At 62.1% G+C, this 18,221-nt stretch carries 15 protein-coding genes and 2 pseudogenes; 12 read left to right on the top strand and 5 right to left on the bottom strand.

Features of this window, described 5'->3' with window-relative positions; translation table 11 throughout:
* Positions 1-57: 57 nt before the first annotated feature.
* From petA to D1Y85_RS19695, 3 genes are read left to right on the top strand one after another with little or no spacing between them, the layout of a single operon-like run.
* Positions 58-678, top strand: a complete 621-nt coding sequence (gene petA, locus D1Y85_RS19705) for a ubiquinol-cytochrome c reductase iron-sulfur subunit (RefSeq protein WP_124152755.1) — start codon at positions 58-60, stop codon at positions 676-678.
* A complete protein-coding gene (locus D1Y85_RS19700; protein WP_124152754.1) occupies positions 679-2,064 on the top strand; it encodes a cytochrome b in 1,386 nt (461 codons plus the stop codon). It begins immediately after the preceding gene.
* A gap of 24 nt (positions 2,065-2,088) precedes the next feature.
* Positions 2,089-2,865: a cytochrome c1 gene (locus D1Y85_RS19695; protein WP_124152753.1), complete on the top strand. Its 777-nt coding sequence runs from the start codon at positions 2,089-2,091 to the stop codon at positions 2,863-2,865.
* A 103-nt stretch (positions 2,866-2,968) separates the two neighbouring features.
* On the opposite strand, the gene D1Y85_RS19690 is transcribed toward D1Y85_RS19695, so the two are convergent.
* Positions 2,969-3,439, bottom strand: a complete 471-nt coding sequence (locus tag D1Y85_RS19690) for an Rrf2 family transcriptional regulator (RefSeq protein WP_124152752.1) — start codon at positions 3,437-3,439, stop codon at positions 2,969-2,971.
* Positions 3,440-3,833: 394 nt separating this feature from the next.
* On the opposite strand from D1Y85_RS19690, the gene D1Y85_RS19685 reads away from it, so the two are divergent.
* Positions 3,834-4,514, top strand: a complete 681-nt coding sequence (locus D1Y85_RS19685; RefSeq protein ID WP_124152751.1) for a Crp/Fnr family transcriptional regulator — start codon at positions 3,834-3,836, stop codon at positions 4,512-4,514.
* Between the two features lie 33 nt (positions 4,515-4,547).
* Here D1Y85_RS19685 and D1Y85_RS19680 read toward each other — a convergent pair whose 3' ends face one another.
* Entirely contained in the window at positions 4,548-5,126 is a 579-nt protein-coding gene (locus tag D1Y85_RS19680; protein ID WP_124152750.1) for an SCO family protein, read from the bottom strand.
* Positions 5,123-5,935, bottom strand: a complete 813-nt coding sequence (locus D1Y85_RS19675) for a formylglycine-generating enzyme family protein (RefSeq protein ID WP_246024993.1) — start codon at positions 5,933-5,935, stop codon at positions 5,123-5,125. Before D1Y85_RS19675 ends, D1Y85_RS19680 begins: the two co-directional genes overlap by 4 nt.
* Before the next feature lie 1,104 nt (positions 5,936-7,039).
* Between D1Y85_RS19675 and nirK the strand changes: the two are divergent.
* A pseudogene (nirK, locus tag D1Y85_RS19670) lies at positions 7,040-7,999 on the top strand (copper-containing nitrite reductase); the annotation flags it as partial.
* A 1,111-nt stretch (positions 8,000-9,110) separates the two neighbouring features.
* Positions 9,111-10,130 carry a hypothetical protein gene (locus tag D1Y85_RS19665; RefSeq protein WP_124152747.1) on the top strand — a complete coding sequence of 340 codons (1,020 nt, stop codon included), beginning with the start codon at positions 9,111-9,113 and terminating at the stop codon, positions 10,128-10,130.
* Positions 10,131-10,480: 350 nt separating this feature from the next.
* Here D1Y85_RS19665 and D1Y85_RS19660 read toward each other — a convergent pair whose 3' ends face one another.
* Both D1Y85_RS19660 and D1Y85_RS19655 read right to left on the bottom strand, forming a co-directional pair.
* Positions 10,481-12,328, bottom strand: coding sequence for an ABC transporter ATP-binding protein/permease (locus tag D1Y85_RS19660; protein WP_124152746.1), 1,848 nt, complete (start codon positions 12,326-12,328; stop codon positions 10,481-10,483).
* 2 nt (positions 12,329-12,330) lie between these two features.
* Positions 12,331-13,215: an extracellular solute-binding protein gene (locus tag D1Y85_RS19655; RefSeq protein ID WP_124152745.1), complete on the bottom strand. Its 885-nt coding sequence runs from the start codon at positions 13,213-13,215 to the stop codon at positions 12,331-12,333.
* A gap of 178 nt (positions 13,216-13,393) precedes the next feature.
* On the opposite strand from D1Y85_RS19655, the gene D1Y85_RS19650 reads away from it, so the two are divergent.
* From D1Y85_RS19650 to D1Y85_RS19630, 6 genes and pseudogenes are all read left to right on the top strand, one after another.
* Positions 13,394-13,822 (top strand): TOBE domain-containing protein, encoded by a 429-nt coding sequence (locus D1Y85_RS19650; protein ID WP_124152744.1) that lies wholly within the window; start codon positions 13,394-13,396, stop codon positions 13,820-13,822.
* Between the two features lie 224 nt (positions 13,823-14,046).
* Entirely contained in the window at positions 14,047-15,318 is a 1,272-nt protein-coding gene (locus D1Y85_RS19645) for an MFS transporter (RefSeq protein WP_124152743.1), read from the top strand.
* Between the two features lie 229 nt (positions 15,319-15,547).
* On the top strand, positions 15,548-16,006 hold the full coding sequence (locus tag D1Y85_RS19640) for a zinc-finger-containing protein (RefSeq protein WP_124152742.1): 459 nt from the start codon (positions 15,548-15,550) through the stop codon (positions 16,004-16,006).
* A 111-nt stretch (positions 16,007-16,117) separates the two neighbouring features.
* Positions 16,118-16,582, top strand: a complete 465-nt coding sequence (locus D1Y85_RS19635) for a hypothetical protein (protein WP_124152741.1) — start codon at positions 16,118-16,120, stop codon at positions 16,580-16,582.
* Positions 16,583-17,436: 854 nt separating this feature from the next.
* The gene (locus tag D1Y85_RS27140) at positions 17,437-17,607 is read left to right on the top strand and encodes a hypothetical protein (RefSeq protein ID WP_185219050.1); all 171 of its coding nucleotides are present in this window, start codon (positions 17,437-17,439) and stop codon (positions 17,605-17,607) included.
* 149 nt (positions 17,608-17,756) lie between these two features.
* Positions 17,757-18,221: pseudogene (locus tag D1Y85_RS19630) on the top strand (sulfonate ABC transporter permease); the annotation flags it as partial.

The following is an 18,221-nucleotide window of genomic DNA, read 5'->3' as shown; positions in this document are numbered from 1 at the left end:
GCGGGCTCGCGGCCCCAAAGATGGCGTTAAGAAATCAATCTAGAAACGAGGAATGTCATGCAAGTCCACGAAGACGAACATGTCGACAGCGGCCGCCGTACGTGGCTGATTGCGGCGTCGGTAGCAGGGGGCGTGGGGGGCCTGGCCGCGGTCGTACCTTTCGCAGGTTCGTTCGCACCTTCCGAAAAGGCAAAGGCCGCTGGTGCACCAGTTGAGGTCGATATCAGCAATCTCAAGCCCGGCGAGATGATGACCGTCGCCTGGCGAGGCAAGCCTGTGTGGATCTTCCACCGCACCGATCAAATGCTCGCCGATGTCCAGAAGGCCAGCAGTGAACTCGCCGATCCGCTGACGAAGAATCCGTTCTCGATGCCGGAGCCCGAGTATTGCAAGAACGAATTCCGCTCGCGCGCCGAACACAAGAACATTCTCGTGGCGGTCGCCGTGTGCACACATCTGGGCTGCACGCCGACGGCGCGATTCCAGGAAGGCCCGCAGCCGAATTTGCCCGAGAACTGGCCGGGTGGTTTCCTGTGCCCGTGCCACGGTTCCACCTACGATCTTTCCGGCCGCGTGTTCAAGAACAAACCTGCGCCGCAGAATCTCGACATCCCGCCTCACATGTTCACGTCCGCGACGCAGCTCGTGATCGGCAAGGACGAAAAAGGAGAAGCATAAATGGCGAGCGTCACTGAACATAAGGTCGAAACAAAGGGGCTCGTCGGCTGGGTCGACAAACGCTTTCCGTTGACCGCGACGTGGAAGGCACATCTGTCCGAGTACTACGCGCCGAAGAATTTCAATTACTGGTACTTCTTTGGCTCGCTCGCGCTGCTCGTTCTGGTGAACCAGATCGTCACCGGCATTTTCCTCACCATGAACTACAAGCCCGACTCGACGCTCGCGTTCGCGTCGGTCGAGTACATCATGCGCGAGGTGCCGTGGGGCTGGCTGATCCGCTACATGCACTCGACGGGCGCCTCGATGTTCTTCGTGGTCGTCTATCTGCATATGTTCCGCGGGCTTCTGTACGGTTCATACCGTAAGCCTCGCGAGCTGGTGTGGATCTTCGGCTGCGCGATTTTCCTGTGCCTGATGGCCGAGGCATTCTTCGGCTATCTGTTGCCGTGGGGCCAGATGTCCTACTGGGGCGCCCAGGTGATCGTGAACCTGTTCTCGGCGATTCCAGTTGTCGGTCCGGACTTGTCGCTCTGGATTCGCGGCGATTATGTCGTCTCGGACGTCACGCTGAACCGCTTCTTCGCGTTCCACGTGATCGCGATTCCGCTCGTGCTGCTGGGGCTGGTGTTCGCGCACATCGTCGCGCTGCACGAAGTCGGTTCGAATAATCCCGACGGCATCGAGATCAAGGAGAAGAAGGACGCGAACGGCAAGCCGCTCGACGGCATTCCGTTCCATCCGTACTACTCTGTGCACGACTTCATGGGCGTGTGCATCTTCCTGATGGTCTTCGCGGCGATCATATTTTTCTCGCCGGAAATGGGCGGCTACTTCCTCGAAGCGAATAACTTCGTGCCGGCCAATCCGCTGCAGACGCCGCCTGAAATTGCGCCGGTCTGGTACTTCACCGCGTTCTACGCGATGCTGCGTGCCACCACCGACCCGTTCAAGATCGTGCTGATGATCGTGGTCGCGCTGCTCGGCCTGCTCGCACTCGTGCGCGCGCGCGGCAAGTGGCGTGCGGGGCTGCCGGTGCTGGCGGTCCTCGTAGTCCTCGCGATGTATTTCACGCAGTCGAAGTTCTGGGGCGTCGTGGTGATGGGATCGGCGGTGGTTTCGCTCTTCTTCCTGCCGTGGCTCGACCAGGCACCGGTGAAGTCGATTCGCTACCGGCCGTTCTTCCACAAGGTGTTCCTCGCGATCTTCGTGGTGGTGTTCTTCATCCTGGGGTTCCTCGGCACACGGCCGCCATCGCCCGTGGGCACGCTTGTCGCCCAGGTCTGCGCGCTCATCTACTTCGCGTTCTTCCTCGGCATGCCGTTCTGGACGCGGCTTGGCACCTTCAAGCAGCCGCCTGAGCGCGTGCGCTTCAAGGCCCATTAACTGACGAGCGAGGAGAACACGACTATGAAGATAAAGCTGCTTTCGACACTCGCCCGCAGGGCTGCGGCCTTGGCCACGGTCGCTCTGGCATTCTCGGTTGCTGGAGCGCCGGCGTGGGCTGAGGAAAACATTCCGCTCGATCACGCGCCCGAAAGGGCGAATGATCTTGCCTCGCTCCAGCATGGCGCGCAATTGTTCGTCAACTATTGCCTGAATTGCCATAGTGCGAACCTGATGCGTTACAGCCGGTTAGAGGGTCTCGGCATTTCGCAAAAGCAGATCGAGACAAACCTGATGTTTACGGCGGACAAGGTGGGTAGCACGATGACCGTCGCTATCCGGCCGGAAGATGCCAAAAGCTGGTTCGGTGCAACGCCGCCGGATCTTTCGGTGGAAGCGCGTTCACGCGGCAGCGACTGGCTTTACACCTACCTTCGCAGCTTCTACACCGACGACACGCGGCCGACCGGCTGGAATAACATGGTGTATCAGAACGTGAGCATGCCGCATCCGCTGTGGCAGTTGCAGGGTACGCGGACAGCGAAGTTCGAAGACACAGTCGACAAGGCAAGCGGCGAGAAAATCCATCGCTTTGTGGGTTACCAACAGGTCACGCCCGGGAAACTCTCGCCGGCGGATTATGACGCCGACGTTGCCGATCTCGTGGCGTACCTCGGCTGGATGTCCGAGCCGGAACAGAGGACGCGCAAGCAACTCGGCGTCTGGGTGCTGCTGTTCCTGGGTGGTATGACGTTCATTGCGTGGCGGTTGAACGCAGCGTACTGGAAAGACATCAAATAACCGCATCGGCAATCTATTGGATTCCTGAAAGATTGCCGAAAGCCGGATTATCTTGCTGCAGAGTGGCGTGGTTCAGGAGACAGGCGAAATTCTGAACCACGCTTCACGGCGAGGATTGCTGTGTCGCCGGATGCGAGACGAGGTTACCGATCAGAAGGCGCGTCAATTCGACTTGTTCAGAGGCGAGATCGGCGAACGTACACCTGTCGAGCACATCGAAATACGCGCGCGTGGCCGCTGCGAATGCGCAGCGAAGTTCAGCGGACGCCGTGATTGCGCTTGCGTCGTTATTCACATCGAAGCGTTCGCCCACGTCCAGATTGCGTTCCATCACGCGAACGATTTCACCAACAGTAATGCACCCTGCAGGGCGGCCAAGGCGCAAGCCACCCGCGCGACCTCGTGCCGTACTCAGATACCCCGCTTTGCCAAGCGCATGAACGACCTTCGTCAGATAGTTGCGCGAAATACCGAACGCCGCGGAAATCTGTTCGACCGTGATGAGTTCGTCGGCGTGAGCCGTGGTGTAGACCAGCGCCAGCAGACCGTACCGGGTGAAGCCTGTAAGCCGCATAGTTGTTTGCTAACGAAAATTGGCAATAAAGATGTGCTTTGCTTACGGATGCATTGCACCCGATACTTTCCGGATGAATTAATCGCACATCGATAATACGGCTGCACTTATTGCCGGAAAAATGCTGCGGCTCAATTTTTCCGCGAGTCGGTTCAATTAAACGTTTGCGTTTGTTGGCGCGTCGATCAGCAGAATTCGGTGCAAGCAAGACCCGGCTTTACTGAAGCGGACGGAGTTCCGCGAACGGGTGCGACATACGGCTCGAAATGGCCGATCACTGTTTGACGGCGGGCATATCTATCCATACTTTCGCGCGCGACAATTGGAGAATATGCCGCTGACGCATCTATCCAGTTCAATCTAATACAAAGCCGCTAACCGTCGGAGCAGCCAAATGCGGGCAGGTAAGATTCGATTTCAGGAATTCCTTTCGAAGATGCCGTTGTTCAACGAAATGTCACCGGACGAACTCGACGCTCTTGCGCAGGGAACGACTGAAGTGAGGGTGGCGCGTGGCACGACGATATTTCGTCGCGGGGATCCCTGCCTGGGTTTCCATACTGTCGTGTATGGTTTAATCAAGCTGAGTATCAGTTCTCCCATCGGTGAAGAGAAGATCGTGCGTCTCGTGGGGCCCGGCGACGGCTTCGGCGAAGCATTGATGTTCATGGACAAGGCCTATATCGTGTCCGCGCAGGCGTTGGCCGACACTTTGCTGTTACATGTGAAGAAGTCAGTCGTCGTTCCCAGGCTCGAGCAGGATCCCGTCTTTGCTCGCAAGATGCTGGCCAGTCTCAGCATGCGTCTTCACAATCTGATGCGCGACGTGGAGGCGTACTCGCTCCAGTCCGGAACACAGCGAGTCGTCGGCTATCTGCTGAACCTTGTAGACGGTAATTCGCAGACCGCCCAGCACGTGCGGCTGGAATCCGGCAAGAGAACGATTGCGTCGCGGCTTAACATTACGCCGGAACATTTTTCGCGCATCTTGCGCGATCTGCGCGTCCGGGAGCTCATTCAAATTAAAGGTCGCGAAATCACGATTCCTGATGTCGCTCGTCTAAGAAATGGTTGAGCGAGAAGCCGGGCTCGACCGCGTTCGAACTGCTCAATAACGGACGACGCGTTCTCGCACCGCCGAGACGAATGCCGGATCGACTTTGCCGATAACCGATGTGCGCGCGACGATACGGCCGTTCTCGTCCAGAAGCGCGATAACGGCGTTATGGCTGAAATCTGCGTTTGTGCGCTGGCGGTACGCGACACCGAGCGTCGCGGCAAACGCCATCGTGTCTCCGGCTGTCGTGCGTGTGAGGCGCCAGTGCGCGGGGTCGAGCTGATGCGCTTTTGCCACCGCCGCGAGATTAACGACATCGTCATGTGCCGGATCGATGCTGACCAGCAGCACGGAAGGCGCTGCGTGGTCCGGCACGTTCAATGCGTGGCGAATCTGATCGATGGTGTCGATCGTCAATGGGCACGCAGCGGAGCAGGCCGTATAAAACATGCTGACAATGACAGGCCGTCCGCGCATCGACGCGAGATCGAACTGTCGTCCTTGCTGGTCCTGCAACGCAAGAGGCAACTGGTACAGCGAATCGCCCGGTAGCGTGAGGGATGGCGCGGCAGCGAAGAGCGCTGGACAAACCAGCAGGAGAGCGTAAAGGAATAGTCGAATGCGCTTCATGTCGCGTCCTTGTTGTTGATGACATTCTCCCCGCCGGGATCCTTGACGCAACGGAAGCCCACGCTGCTACTGCTGTCGATGGGTGTCATTGCGGCGAGAGCCGAGACGCGCATGATCAGCGAGAAATCGGTGCGATCGGAGAATGCGAGCGCACCGCCGCCGCAAAGGCGGAGCTCGTTGCTTCCGCCTGGACTACGCCCATCCGCGTCGGCAAATAGCGAGGCATAGTCGTCCACCCATTCACCGACCAGCGTGTGCATGCCGTATAGCCCATACACGTTCGGAGCCTCCCGGACGGGCGTCGCGGCTGGTCTGCTGAAACTGTCCACCAGGGTCGCGAGTATGCGCGCCTGGCGTACGGTATCCGCGCGCGCATCGCGATGCTGCGCGTCCGCTGCTGCTGCGTACTCCCATTCGATCCAGCGCGGAAGCCGCGCCGCTTCCGATGCGCAATAGGCGCGCGCCGCAAACCAACTAACGCCTGTTACTGCCTGATTGGGGGGAGCGTCGGGACCGAGGCTCAATGGTCCGTCCCAGCGCGACAGATAATCGCGCGTGGCGAACAGTGCGGCGATACGATCGCGGCGCCAACGCGCATCGCGGTTGACGAAGGCGAGGAACTCGGCGTTCGTCACGAATCTCGCCCGCATGCGAAATGGAGCTACGACAAGCTTGTCTCCGGTCTCGTCCGTCAATTTGAGCGCGCTACGGAGGGATCCGCCCGTTACTTCGACATAACGCGCATCAGCAAAAGCACACGAAGCGGTCATCGACAGCGCCGCCGCGAGCATGAGCAACCGGAACCGCATAAACACGCTTCCTCCGAACGAAAAACTCAAATACAACGTATCACTGCGTTGCTGCGCCGAAGTGCAGCACCGTTGTCATCCACCTGCATGCGTCTGGCCGTTTCGAGCCCGTGTGGATTCCATTACAGCGCGAATGATGGATAGCACTCTCGGAGGACGTATATGTCGCGTCAAGTGACATGACGAGAATGCTTAACATCTCTTCAGGAATTCGCGTGGTGTGTTCGCTGATTTTTCAGGTGATCACCACGCAAAGCGTTGTGCGTTGAATTGCATATGCCTTACCGTGGCGTGCCGAAAAGACGCAGGGAATGAGGATCGATTCTCTGCAGACACGAAAGCACAACGCCGAAAATTCGACGAAGACTTTGAATGCGGTGAGATGCATTTTGAACAGCCAGGAGATGTTAGGCCGGATTGTCTCCAGCGATCTGTGAGTAACGCCGTGTGATTTTTCGCAGGCCTTGATGATCACAGAAGATTGTGCGGATAGAGATAAACCCCGCGAACAACTGCCGCACGTGGCAAATCGAAACAATACTGGAGCCTTGTGCCGAGAATCACACGGACGATTGTTCGATCATCCCGCCTGAGCGCACTGAAAACGTTTCCGCATCGGTGATGCTGCGCTGCTTAAGCTAGCGAAATGTCGGCGCTTCAATACATGAAACTTCGGTGGACTGGATTTACGCGTAGTGCGTGGTCCGGTTTGCATGCGACATCCTGCCAATTAACCGGGGTTGGATAATTAACTCATGTTAAGGCGTGTAGCGGTCTCGCACGGCAATCTTGTTTTTGTTTTGTAAGCGCTCTTTAGCTTGAGATGAGCGTGCCCCGTTCGTTGAATTTAATGGGTAGGGCTAACTGTGCCAATGTGACGCGGATTGTAGGTCTGTGTGATTCATTGGAAATGAAGGCGAAGTGGTTTGCGTAAAAAAATCCTTTAACTAGCGACGACCAAGTTTTATCCGCTTCGGTGCATTGCGCATGAACGCTGTCGCCGGGCGGCGGGAACCTGTAAGGAGAATAACGATGACAAGAAGGTTGTGTACCGCACTTGCTAGCCTCGGTCTGCTGGCGAGCCTCGCGTATCCGCTCGCTGCGATGTCCGCGACTGCCCCGGCTGGCGCCGTGCCGGGTGATTTTGGGCCGCCACAGGGGGACCCGATTCATGCCGTGCTGACCAGTCCGCCGAATGTGCCGCCGCCGATCACGCGAGACTACCCTGCGCGAGTCATCGTCGATCTCGAGGTCAAAGAGGTGAAGCAGGAAATCGCTGATGGCGCCACTTACGACTTCTGGACGTTCGGCGGCACAGTGCCGGGTAGTTTCATCCGCGTGCGTCAGGGCGATACGGTGGAACTCCATCTGAAGAATCCGTCGAATTCGCACATGCCGCACAACATCGATCTGCACGCGGTGACAGGTCCGGGCGGGGGCGCGGCATTGACACTCGCGTCGCCGGGTCACGATGCCACATTCACGTTCAAGGCGCTGAATGCGGGTCTTTTCGTCTATCACTGCGCGGCCGCCCCGGTTGGCATGCATATCGCCAATGGTATGTACGGCATGATCGAAGTCGATCCGCCCGAGGGATTGCCGAAGGTCGATCGCGAATACTACGTCATGCAGGGTGACTTCTACACGAATGGCAAGTATCACGACAAAGGCATGCAGTCGTTCGATCCGGAGAAGGCCGTCGACGAGCGTCCGACCTACGTCTTGTTCAACGGACGGGAAGGCTCGCTCACCGGCGATAAAGCGCTGAAGGCGAAAGTCGGGGAAACGGTCCGGCTGTTTGTGGGCAACGGCGGTCCGAATCTGGTGTCGAGCTTCCACGTAATCGGTGCGGTGTTCGACAAGGTGTGGGACGGATCGTATAAGCACTATGAGGAGAGCGTGCAGACCACGCTGATTCCAGCGGGGGGCTCGAAGGTCGTCCAGTTCAACACTGTCGTGCCGGGCACTTTCCTCCTCGTCGACCATTCGATTTTCCGTACCTTCAATCAGGGTGCGCTGGGGATGATCAAAGTCGAGGGTCCCGCCGCGCCGGACGTTTATTCGTCTGCTGCACCGGCGAAATAGTGTGGTGTCGCGTGCGAAGGCGACCTGACGCTTTCGCACTCGACGGCCAGCGCTACCGCGCTGCCGCCCGGCATCGAGGCATCCTCGTAACGCCGCGCGGCAGCACCTGCTTTCAGCGGCGCTGAACGCGACAGTGGGCGGTTTGTGTTGCGTTCCACAATTCGCTCGCGTTCGTGTTCGCCTGGTCGCCATGCTGTCGTCGGATGCTCGACGCGAATCCAGTACGCTACGGTCGGTTCCGTAGCCACGGTGTCGATTGCATACCGGAATGGTGAGGATTTCCAGGAGTTATCAGGGTAGGGCGAGGGATTGATAAAGATCCGCACCTTCGCGTAGTGGCATTGGCGTCTCGCAAACCGGGAAGCCAATCGCGCGGACTCGGCTGAGCCCCAGGCGGACCGGTGAGCATCTACGGGACGCGATGGCCCGCCGATCGGTGAGCGTTTCCGGGAGCGTGGGCTATCGGATACGTGATCGGATGGCGCACGCCGAGGACAGATCCGCAGTGCGCGCACGGTAGACGGTTACCTGGCGTTGGTATGGCGAGCGATGGGTCATAGCGAGCCGTCACTCATTGGCGACACCTAAGCTGCCGTGAGGACGTTCGCACATAATTTAGTTCGTAATGCAGAAAAAAATGGTTTGAAGGAGCATTCGACCAAGAAGAAGGGGGAGACCTTTCGGAGGTGTAGCGGTCGCAATGGTGAGGGTTTTCGGGAGTCGATCGTGCATCTGCAAAAGATTGCGCAGTCGGACGATGGTTCGATCCTGATTCCCTTGGTGGCTGTCAAACCACACGCCGAAGGGGAGAATCTGCAGTAACGGGCGTTTATTGTGCATGCGCCATGCGTGCATTTCGATCACGAACGGTTACGCGCGACGCCACAAAAATTTCACCGACGCGCGTTGCCGCGCACATGGAACGGTGAGCTTGTTCGGGATGTCTCTCCCGAACATGGTCGCTCGAGAATTCGCGTTATAGTGCTGTCTGCTGCGATGCGGCAGGGGTGCTCCGCGATCGCCTGGACGAATCGCATGAGGCACCCGATTCCGGCCGCGCCCCGCGCGCGGTCCGCAACGGAGTCCTGATATGGGCATTCTCGACAGACTATTCGGAACGCGACCGAAGTCCGTGCCGGAAACGCCGCAGATCCGCGCGTTGATCGAGCGTCTACTGGTGTTGAGCCCGTCGCTCAGGCTCGCGGATGGCTTTCGGGAGCGCGTCACGCCAGCGCTGACCTGCTCGATTGACTATGTGAGCCACCTCGTGAGCGAACTGCCGCAGGCCCACGAGGCGAGTGCGTCGACCTGGCTCGACGACCCCTACATTCACGCGTTCTTCGCGGCTGCCGACGAGGTCGCGCACATTCTCAGCCGCTCGCCCGAACTGCACGCGTGGTTCGAAAGCCATTCGCTCGCGCGTGAGACCTTTGCCGTGCTCGGCATGGCGATGACCGAGCGCCGCGTGTTCGGCGTCGAGCAGGTCGGCGACACGGTTCACGCCGACGTCGTGCGTACGACGCTGAGTTTCGACGATCATCAGGTGCGCGTCTGCGGCGAAACGGAAGCCGATCTGCGCGAGCAGATCGTGCAGCGCGTGGTCGAGCAGATCGCACTGGAGGGCCTCGCGCAGATCAGCGCCGACGAGTCGCGTCGCGACGCGCTCGTGCAGGAGCGCGCGTTATTGAAGACGCGACTGCAACTGCTGACACGCCACGGTGCGGGGACGCACAAGATGCTCGGCGAGCGCGCTTTGTCGAATGCCGCTGAGCGCATCGAACTGGAAGCCGCGATAGAGGCCAACGAGCGCGAGATAGGCGCGCTTGGTTTGAAGACCGATGCGCTCGCGCACGAACTCGACGTGATCTGCGACGTGCTGAGTCATCCCGAGCGGCACACGAATGTCGCGATGAAACGCTACCGGCTGAATGCGATGAACGTGGTGATCGAGGCGAGCGCGACGCCGGATGGCGCCGAAATCGTCTTTCCGCTCGCACAGCTACCCGCGAGTCCGCTCGTCGAGCGGGCGTTTTCGCTGGTTCGTTTCGCACGCTCGGATCTCGTGCCGCTGCCCACCATACTCGATAAAGACAGCCGCTTCGTGATCTGAGTGGCGCCGTAGTTCGGTGAATGGTGAGGGTTTTCGGGAGCGGTGAGTGCGCGGACCTTGCGTCGAGCACGGTCGCCGATGGTGCTTCCCCGACGCATTGAATAATTGCGCCACCGCACACCGGGAAAATTTCCTGGTAGTCCCAGGTTCGGCGAAGGAAATCTTGCCAAAATTCGCGCAAATAGACGGAATTCGTCGCGCGAGAGTGCGGGCGCGCTCGAAGGTGAGAACTTTCGGGAGTGGCTCGGAAAACGCGTTCTGGCCGCGTGCGCGGTGCCTTTATGACGCTCTGGCGGAAGGTTCGACGCGAGCCGCGAACGCGAAAGGTGAGCCTTTTCGGGGGCGCGTGATCAGGAGCACAACGAGGCATACGACGATGCCCACGCTGAGACGCCGTCGCGTTCGATCGAGAAGCGCTGTACGTCGTTGGCCGCGTGTGGTGCGTCCTCGCTGGCGATGTCGAATGTCTCGCCGCCGATCTCGATTGTGACGTAGCGGTCGCCGTGCCTGAGTGCGTGACCCGTGAGCGTCCCCGTCCACGCGCCATCGGGCGTCGCGCGCAGCGCGCGCGGCGCGACGCGCCACATCACACGCGTGCCGGCGGCGAGCGACGCGTCGGCGCACGGCAGGCGAAGGCCGCTCGCGGTTTCGATAACGCTCGCAGCGCTCACGACGCCGATGCCGACGTTACGCAATCCGAGCAGCTCGGCCACGCGTAGCGATGCCGGCCGCTGGAACACGTCGTCGACGGGACCCGCCTGCAAGACGCGGCCTTGTTCGATGACCAGCACTTCGTCCGCGAGCAATGCGGCTTCATCGGGGTCGTGCGTGACGATGACGGTCACCGCATCGATTTCACGCTGCAGTGCGCGTAGCGACTGCTGCAGACGGCGGCGGCGTGGCGTGTCGAGGGCCGCGAACGGTTCGTCGAAGAGCAGCAGTTGGCTGTGTCGCGAGAGTGCGCGCGCGAGCGCGACGCGCTGGCGCTGGCCGAACGATAGCTCGCGCGGCAGGCGCGCCGTGAGCTTGTCGAGTCCGAGATGGGCGAGCCAGTAGCGCGCGTTGGTCGCATCGGCGCCGACCGGAAACGCCAGTTGCTGCGCGACCGTCATGTGCGGAAAGAGGCCGTAGTCCTGCGGCATGTAGCCGATCTGCCGACGCTCCGGCGGCAGCGCGCCGAGATCGGCGTCGCCGAGCGTGACCGAACCCGCGTCGTTCTGCTCGAGCCCCGCGATGATGCGCAGGGCGAGCGACTTACCCGAACCGGACGGCCCGATGATGGCGAGCCGACGCGTGCGCGGTTGCCATGCCACATCGAGGTTGAACGTGCCGAGCTTGCGTGTCGCGTCGAATGCGAGACGCAGGACTTCGCCGGACTGGACTGGCGCTGCGGGCGTGAAGCTCGCGGGTTCGTCGCCGTTGTCGGTGGGCGGGGCGAGCGATGCGCGTGCGCCGCGGCTATAGACGGAGAGCACGGCGCAGACGATCGCGATGGCGAGCGTCGGCAACAGGAGCGGCATCATCGCGGGCAGCCCCTGGCCACCGAACACGACGTAGGTATAGACCGGCAGCGAATACGGGTGATAGGCGACCATCACGGTCGCGCCGAACTCGCCGAACGCGCGCAGCCACGCGAGTGCGAGTCCGGCTCGAATGGCCGGCCACACGATAGGCAGCGTGACGCGAAAGAAGCGCGTGAGGGCGTGATGGCCGAGCGTGGCGGCGACATCGTCGTAGACGGGATCGACGGCGGCGAACGCGGAGCGCGCCGCGATGATCAGGAACGGTGCGGCGACAAAGGTTTGCGCGAGCACGATGCCCGCGAACGAGTCGGTGAGCCTGCCGTCGAAGAACTGGCCGATGCCGCTGTACGGACCGACGAGAAACAGCAGCAGCACGCCGCTCGTGAGCGGCGGCAGCGCGAGCGGCAGTTGCACGACGAAGCCGAGCAGCGCGACCGCGCGCGAGCGCGAGCGTGCGAGCCAGTAGCCGAGCGGCACGCCGCCCGCGAGGATGATGAGCGTGGCGACGCTCGCGCTCATCGCCGACACGGCCACCGCGGACCACGTCGCGCGCCAGTCGACGCTCGCCCAGTCGGCCTGGCCGATCTGCGGGATGCTGGCGGCGAACGGCGCGCAGAGATAGACCGCGAGCAGCGCGCCGAGCCACAGAAGCGGCCGTGCCGCAGACTGCTTCACGACTATTGTTGCGCGGCGTCGATCACGGCCTGCACCGACGGCGGAATCGCCTCGACGCTACCCTGGACCGCAGGCTTCGTCACGTCGACGCCATGTTCGGCGAGCAGCTTGCGGCCTTCGGCACTGAGCAGGAAGTTGACGAAGCGCGTGGCGCCGGCGCGATTGGTGGCGTCGTTGAGGATCGTGAGCGTGTAGCTGGCCTTGATCTTTAGCTCGGGCGCGGGGTGGATCGACGGGATCTTGAGGTCGGACGTTTCGGTCGAGTAGAAGAAGCCGGCATCGAGCTGGCCCGACTGCAGTCGGCCGACGAGCGTTTCTTCAGGCAGGACCTGCTGGGGATTGTCCGGCGCACCGAGCGTCTTTTCGACGAGGTCCGGCTGGTGATAAGCCTCGGCGGCCTTCGTCATGAGTTCGACGGTAAACGCGCCTTTCGGATCGAGCTTCGGATCGGTGCGCCCGAGACGCAGGCCCGGCTCGCGGAGCACTTCGTCCCACTTCTTCGTTTTGAAGGCTGCAGAGAAGCGGCTCTTCGGGTTGTAGCCGATCAGGAGCGGCGATTCGGCGAAGTTGACATACCACGAGACGTGATTGCCGTTCGCGTCACCCGTCAGACTCGTGTTGACCTTTGGGCTCGCGCTGATGAACACGTCGCCACGGCGCAGCTTGCCCTTGATCTCATTGGCGATCTTGTTGGACCCGGCGGCGTAGCCCTTGAAGTGCAGGCCCGTTTCCTTCTCGAATGCCGGACCGACGCTCTTCTCCATCAGGTTCACGAGCGAACCGGCGTACAGGACGTTGACGTCGGTGTCATCGGCGGCAAGGGCGTTCGCGCTGGCGCCGAACACGCCGGACAACACGGCAACCGAGGCAATCAGTTTTCGAATCATTGTTGTTTTCCGTGGCGTTATAAAGAGCGATATATTACGCCGGACTTGGCCCTCAATGGGATCGTCCGGATGGCCAATCGTGTTCGTGGCGACGTTTAAGGGCTCGCGCGCTCAGTTACACTTGGCTTTTCTCAATAACCGGTGTGCGCGTAGCGACGGCATGCCACAGGAGACCTCTATGCGTACAAGTGCACGGAATCACTTTTCTGGTCAGGTCAGTGCAGTGAAGGCCGGCGCCGTCAACGACGAAGTCACGCTGCGCACGGACAGCGGGCTCGACATCGTTGCGATCATCACGCACGGCAGCGCCGCGTCGCTGGGTCTCGCGGCGGGCAAGCCGGCGTTCGCGCTGGTGAAGGCGTCATCGGTGATCGTGATGGTCGATGGAGACGCGGCCAAAGTTTCCACGCGCAACGTGGTGGCGGGCACGGTCGAATCGGTCACGAAGGGCGCCGTCAACGCCGAAGTCGTGATTGCGGCAACGGGCGGCGCGAAGATCGCTGCGATCGTGACCAACGAGAGCGTCGGGCACCTCGGCCTCGCGGCGGGCAAGGCCGCTACGGCGCTCTTCAAGGCGTCGAGCGTGATTGTCGGCGTCGACGCGTAACGCGCTGTTCCGTCCGGCATCCGCGGACTCGTGTCCGCGGGCGGTGCCGGGTTGTGCCAGTTGTTGGCTCGTGGCTCGGCATCGCGGCGGCGCAATTCAACCCTGATCGCGCGTGACCTTGCGCACGCAACGGGCATCGCGCATGGCCGTGTGTCGTCTGCACTAAAATCTGCGGTTTCGCACGCTTGATTGTGCGCAACCGGCCTTCGCCTTTCCCGCAGTTCATGAAGACTCCCCCCTCTCCAACCGGGGATGCCGCCGCATCGCCCAGTCTCGCGCGCAGCCGCGGCTTCCAGCGCTTCTGGGGCGCGCGCGTGCTGTCGTCGGCTTCGTTCCAGATGCTCGGCGTGGCGATGGGCTGGCACATCTACGCGCTCACGCACAGCGCATTTGCCCTCGGCCTTGTCGGCCTCGCGCAATTCGTGCCGATGTTTCTGCTCACGCTCGTCGTCGGCCATGTTGCGGACCGCTACGACCGGCGCAGGATCGTCGCCGTGTGCCAGGCGATTGAATGCGTCGCTGCGCTGACCTTCGCGATCGGGACGTTCGGCGGCTGGCTCGGCGCGCCGCTCATCTACGCGCTGGCGGCGTGCATAGGTGCGGCGCGCGCCTTCGAGTCGCCGGCCTTGTCGTCGCTCCTGCCGGGTGTCGTGCAACGCGCGCAGTTGCCCCACGCGACTGCGTTGTCCGCATCGGCGAACCAGACCGCGCAGATCGTCGGTCCGGCGCTCGGCGGCCTGCTCTACGGCGTGGGCGCGGGGGCCGCGTATCTCACGTGTGCGTTGTCTTTCGCAGCGGCCGCCGCCCTGACGAGCGCGATTCCGCTCACGACGAAACCCGCCGCGCGTGCGCCCGTGACACTCGAATCCATGTTTTCGGGCATCGCTTTCATCCGCTCGCAGCCCGTGATCCTCGGCGCGCTATCGCTCGATCTCTTTGCTGTCCTGTTCGGCGGCGCGACCGCGCTGCTGCCCGTGTTCGCGCGCGACATCCTGCATGCCGGTCCCGTCGCGCTCGGGCTGCTGCGCTCGGCGTCGGCTGTGGGTGCGCTCGCGGGTTCGATCTGGCTCGCGCATTTCCCGCTGCGACGGCGCCCGGGGCTCGCGATGTTCGGCGGCGTGATCGTGTTCGGACTCGCGACCGTCGCGTTCGGGCTGTCGCATAACTTCGTCGTCTCGTTGATCGCGCTTGCGGTGCTGGGCGCGTCGGATGTGGTGAGCGTGGTCGTGCGGCTGTCGCTCGTGCAGTTGCGCACGCCGGAGGAGATGCTCGGGCGCGTCAGCGCCGTCAGTTCGCTTTTCATCGGCACCTCGAACCAGCTCGGCGAGTTCGAGTCGGGCCTGACCGCCGGATGGTGGGGCGCGCAACGTGCGGTGCTGATCGGCGGCGTGGCCACGATCGGTGTCGCATTGCTCTGGATGAAGCTGTTTCCGGGCTTGCGCGATACGCGTTCGCTCGAACGCGAGGAGTCGCGCGAGACCGCAAAGGCGGCGTGAGGCGGTTGAGCGAGGCTGTGGCGCGGGCGCGGCCGGATCTGCCGTGATCTGAATTGACGCGTCGCCCGGCAGCTCGGACTGAACCCGTTGGCCCGGAAAACCGCCTCACCCCCCATACCCTCAAGCACCGCACCACCGTTTCCCGTTATCCTTTCGCGACCGCTGTACTCATTCCATCCCCCGTTTACGTATTCATGACACCGCCCATCATGGCGATCAGGAGCGTTCGATGCGCGTAGGCCGTCCCGTCAAGGCGTTGCCGCAGCCGCTGTGCGACTACTGTGGCGCGAAGGCGCTGCTCGCGCGTTACGGCGACGAAGCGTATCCGTATCGCGACGACCACGGCACGCTCTGGGTCTGCACGTCCTGCGAGGCGTGGATCGGCGTGCCGGCTCGCAGCACGCGCAACGTGCCGCTCGGGCGCCTTGCCAATGCCGCGCTGCGCGACGCGAAGAGCCGGCTGCACGACGCGCTCGAGCCGCTCGTCGCGGCCAAGGTGCGGCGCGACGGCGTGAACGCCTTCGAAGCGCGCGGCAAGGCGATGCGCTGGCTCTCGGATGAACTCGGCTTTGACCTGCCCAATCCGTCGATCCACCACCTGACGCTCGAACAGTGCGAGCAGGCCATCCGCCACACCGAGGCGTTCGTCGCATCGCGGCGCGGGCAGGGATCGGCCGCGGAGAACTGAACGGTCGTTCGCCTGAATCGGTCACGTCTGGTTACATAGATGCGACCGTGTGTGTCTCAACCTTCTGCGCGGCCTGCCGTTATTGCACGAGAACAGTTTCTTTCGTGTGCCATGGCCAAAACCATTTCCTTTCCGAACCGGACGCAGGCAGCCCGGTCCCGCCGCAACAACAAGGCGATGCTGTTGCCGATGCCGCGTGCATGCGCCGACGACCTCGCGCTCCAGGTGCATCTCGCGCTGGCGGCGCTGCGTCGGGGCGGCGCCAGTCACGATGCCCAGGCGCTGCTGCACGTGCACGTGCTGGCGACGATGATCGCCGATGCCGGTTACGGCGTGCTAACGCAGGCTCAGGTGGACGACGCGGATGCGGCGCTGCTCGCCTGCTACCAGCGCGGACAATCGGGCGGCGGCTGGCAGCTCGATAAAGCGGGTTTCGACGCGGTGGCCGCGATCCTGAATGTCTATGACGAACAATTGCAGTGCGCGCCGCTCTGGGTGCTGAACGAGGCGAGCGAGCGGCTCGACCGGATGGGCGCGCCCGGCGCCGGCCAGCAGGCCATGCGCAAGCTGGCTTGAATAGCGCAGGGGCGGGTGGCGGTGCGCCGGGCATGCGGCGTGCGGCCACCCAATTCGAATCGAAAGCAGCAGTACATGCGATGTGACTGATGGGCCCCTGGAAGAAAGACGAACCGGGAGCCGGCACGGGGAGCGATGGGCCGGATCGAAGGCGAGGCAGGTGTGCGTCAGTGCGGCGGAACCGCGTTATCGGACGACTCCGCCAGCCGTCGTCGCCGTAAGCGCCCCGCGATCCGTCCCCCGACTGCGCCGCGCGCCACCCGCCGCGCCATGGTGGTGCAGGGGTGTCGCAGTGGTGTCGTTGGCACGGGATTTGACGCGGCGCGCAAATCGTGTTGACTTCCGGCGGGCGGCGTGACTAAAATTCGCCCGTCTTAACAAAAGGGGCTGACGCCTTGGACAGTAGCAGTTGTCGATCTTCGAAGAGTTTCGCTGCCTGACCGGCAGGACGTCCGCGCTCCCTTTTCCAGAAGCCGCCGTCTTGCCAGCAGGCAGATGGTGCGCGTCCAGCAGTAAATCCTCGTGCATCCTTGTTAGCGTCAGTCAGGCGCCGTTCGCGTTCATGCGTGCAGCGCGTGGCTGATATCGCGCCACGAACGGTCTCGCGTTCGCGGCACGGCGTGTTCGCTTCGCCTCGCGTTCGCGAAGTGCGCGCCGTTACAGACGACGTTCGCGCGTCGCCGTGCAATAAGGAGTTCTGATGTCAGACAGTGACAGTTATCCGTTATGCCGCTTCCTTTCGACCTTACCTGAGGAAAGCGGGCAGACGTGAGCCGCTTCGCGCGCATGCCGCGCAATGCCTGTCTGCTGGCTTTCCTCGCCGACGCGTCCTTCTGGACGCGAGGAGATCCAGCATGAAATTCAGCCTTCTTTTGCCACACCAGCCACACCTGACGCAAACGCCGCAACCGCTTCATCCCGATGCAGACGGCGCCCGCCTGCGCGCGGAAGTTTCGCCGACGCGCAGTCAGCCGACGTTCGCTGCGCGCTGGCGCGACCTGCGCGCACGCGTGTTCCGGATCTGAAAGACCGGCCCGGCGCGCATTCACGCGCCGGGGACCTGCACATCGCCCAGATTTCAGTGTTTCAACATGAATCAGCTCATCCGCTCAATGCGAACGACTAACCGTACAGCGCGCGGCGTCCGGCGTACAACCGGCACGGGAGGCCAGTGATGGAATTCGGCTTCAATCTGAACCGCACGGCCAACGCTTCGGCGTGGCGCGTGCTGCCCAATCGCTGGGACTTCATTGCATTCCCGTTGATCATCTGCCTGATCGCGATGGGCGCCATCGGCTTTCACGAGACGATGGCCCCCATTTCGACGCTCCAGTCCGAGGCCATTTCGCTCGATCCGCGGATGTTGCCCGAGTACGCCATGCGCACCACGCTGCGCATGCTCGCGGCGATGGTCGCCTCGCTGACCTTCACGCTGGTGTACGGCACGCTCGCCGCAAAGAGTCGCCGCGCGGGCCAGGTGCTCGTGCCGATCCTCGACATCCTGCAGTCGGTGCCGGTGCTCGGCTATATCTCGTTCACGGTGACGTTCTTTCTCGCGCTGTTTCCGTCGCGCGTACTGGGCGCCGAACTCGCGGCGATCTTCGCGATCTTCACGAGCCAGGCCTGGAACATGACGTTT

Origin of the sequence: Paraburkholderia dinghuensis (assembly GCF_003837865.1) — a bacterium.
Taxonomy (GTDB): Bacteria; Pseudomonadota; Gammaproteobacteria; order Burkholderiales; family Burkholderiaceae; genus Paraburkholderia; species Paraburkholderia dinghuensis.
Note: the sequence above shows the minus strand (reverse complement) of the source record. Positions and strands in the feature narration are given on the sequence as shown.

What these genes read in the sequence shown, in the direction of transcription:
- petA (WP_124152755.1), top strand. Translation starts at nt 58, where the DNA reads ATGCAAGTCCACGAAGACGAACATGTCGACAGCGGCCGCCGTACGTGG.
- D1Y85_RS19700 (WP_124152754.1), top strand. Translation starts at nt 679, where the DNA reads ATGGCGAGCGTCACTGAACATAAGGTCGAAACAAAGGGGCTCGTCGGC.
- D1Y85_RS19695 (WP_124152753.1), top strand. Translation starts at nt 2,089, where the DNA reads ATGAAGATAAAGCTGCTTTCGACACTCGCCCGCAGGGCTGCGGCCTTG.
- D1Y85_RS19690 (WP_124152752.1), bottom strand. Translation starts at nt 3,439, where the DNA reads ATGCGGCTTACAGGCTTCACCCGGTACGGTCTGCTGGCGCTGGTCTAC.
- D1Y85_RS19685 (WP_124152751.1), top strand. Translation starts at nt 3,834, where the DNA reads ATGCGGGCAGGTAAGATTCGATTTCAGGAATTCCTTTCGAAGATGCCG.
- D1Y85_RS19680 (WP_124152750.1), bottom strand. Translation starts at nt 5,126, where the DNA reads ATGAAGCGCATTCGACTATTCCTTTACGCTCTCCTGCTGGTTTGTCCA.
- D1Y85_RS19675 (WP_246024993.1), bottom strand. Translation starts at nt 5,935, where the DNA reads ATGCGGTTCCGGTTGCTCATGCTCGCGGCGGCGCTGTCGATGACCGCT.
- D1Y85_RS19665 (WP_124152747.1), top strand. Translation starts at nt 9,111, where the DNA reads ATGGGCATTCTCGACAGACTATTCGGAACGCGACCGAAGTCCGTGCCG.
- D1Y85_RS19655 (WP_124152745.1), bottom strand. Translation starts at nt 13,215, where the DNA reads ATGATTCGAAAACTGATTGCCTCGGTTGCCGTGTTGTCCGGCGTGTTC.
- D1Y85_RS19650 (WP_124152744.1), top strand. Translation starts at nt 13,394, where the DNA reads ATGCGTACAAGTGCACGGAATCACTTTTCTGGTCAGGTCAGTGCAGTG.
- D1Y85_RS19645 (WP_124152743.1), top strand. Translation starts at nt 14,047, where the DNA reads ATGAAGACTCCCCCCTCTCCAACCGGGGATGCCGCCGCATCGCCCAGT.
- D1Y85_RS19640 (WP_124152742.1), top strand. Translation starts at nt 15,548, where the DNA reads ATGCGCGTAGGCCGTCCCGTCAAGGCGTTGCCGCAGCCGCTGTGCGAC.
- D1Y85_RS19635 (WP_124152741.1), top strand. Translation starts at nt 16,118, where the DNA reads ATGGCCAAAACCATTTCCTTTCCGAACCGGACGCAGGCAGCCCGGTCC.
- D1Y85_RS27140 (WP_185219050.1), top strand. Translation starts at nt 17,437, where the DNA reads ATGAAATTCAGCCTTCTTTTGCCACACCAGCCACACCTGACGCAAACG.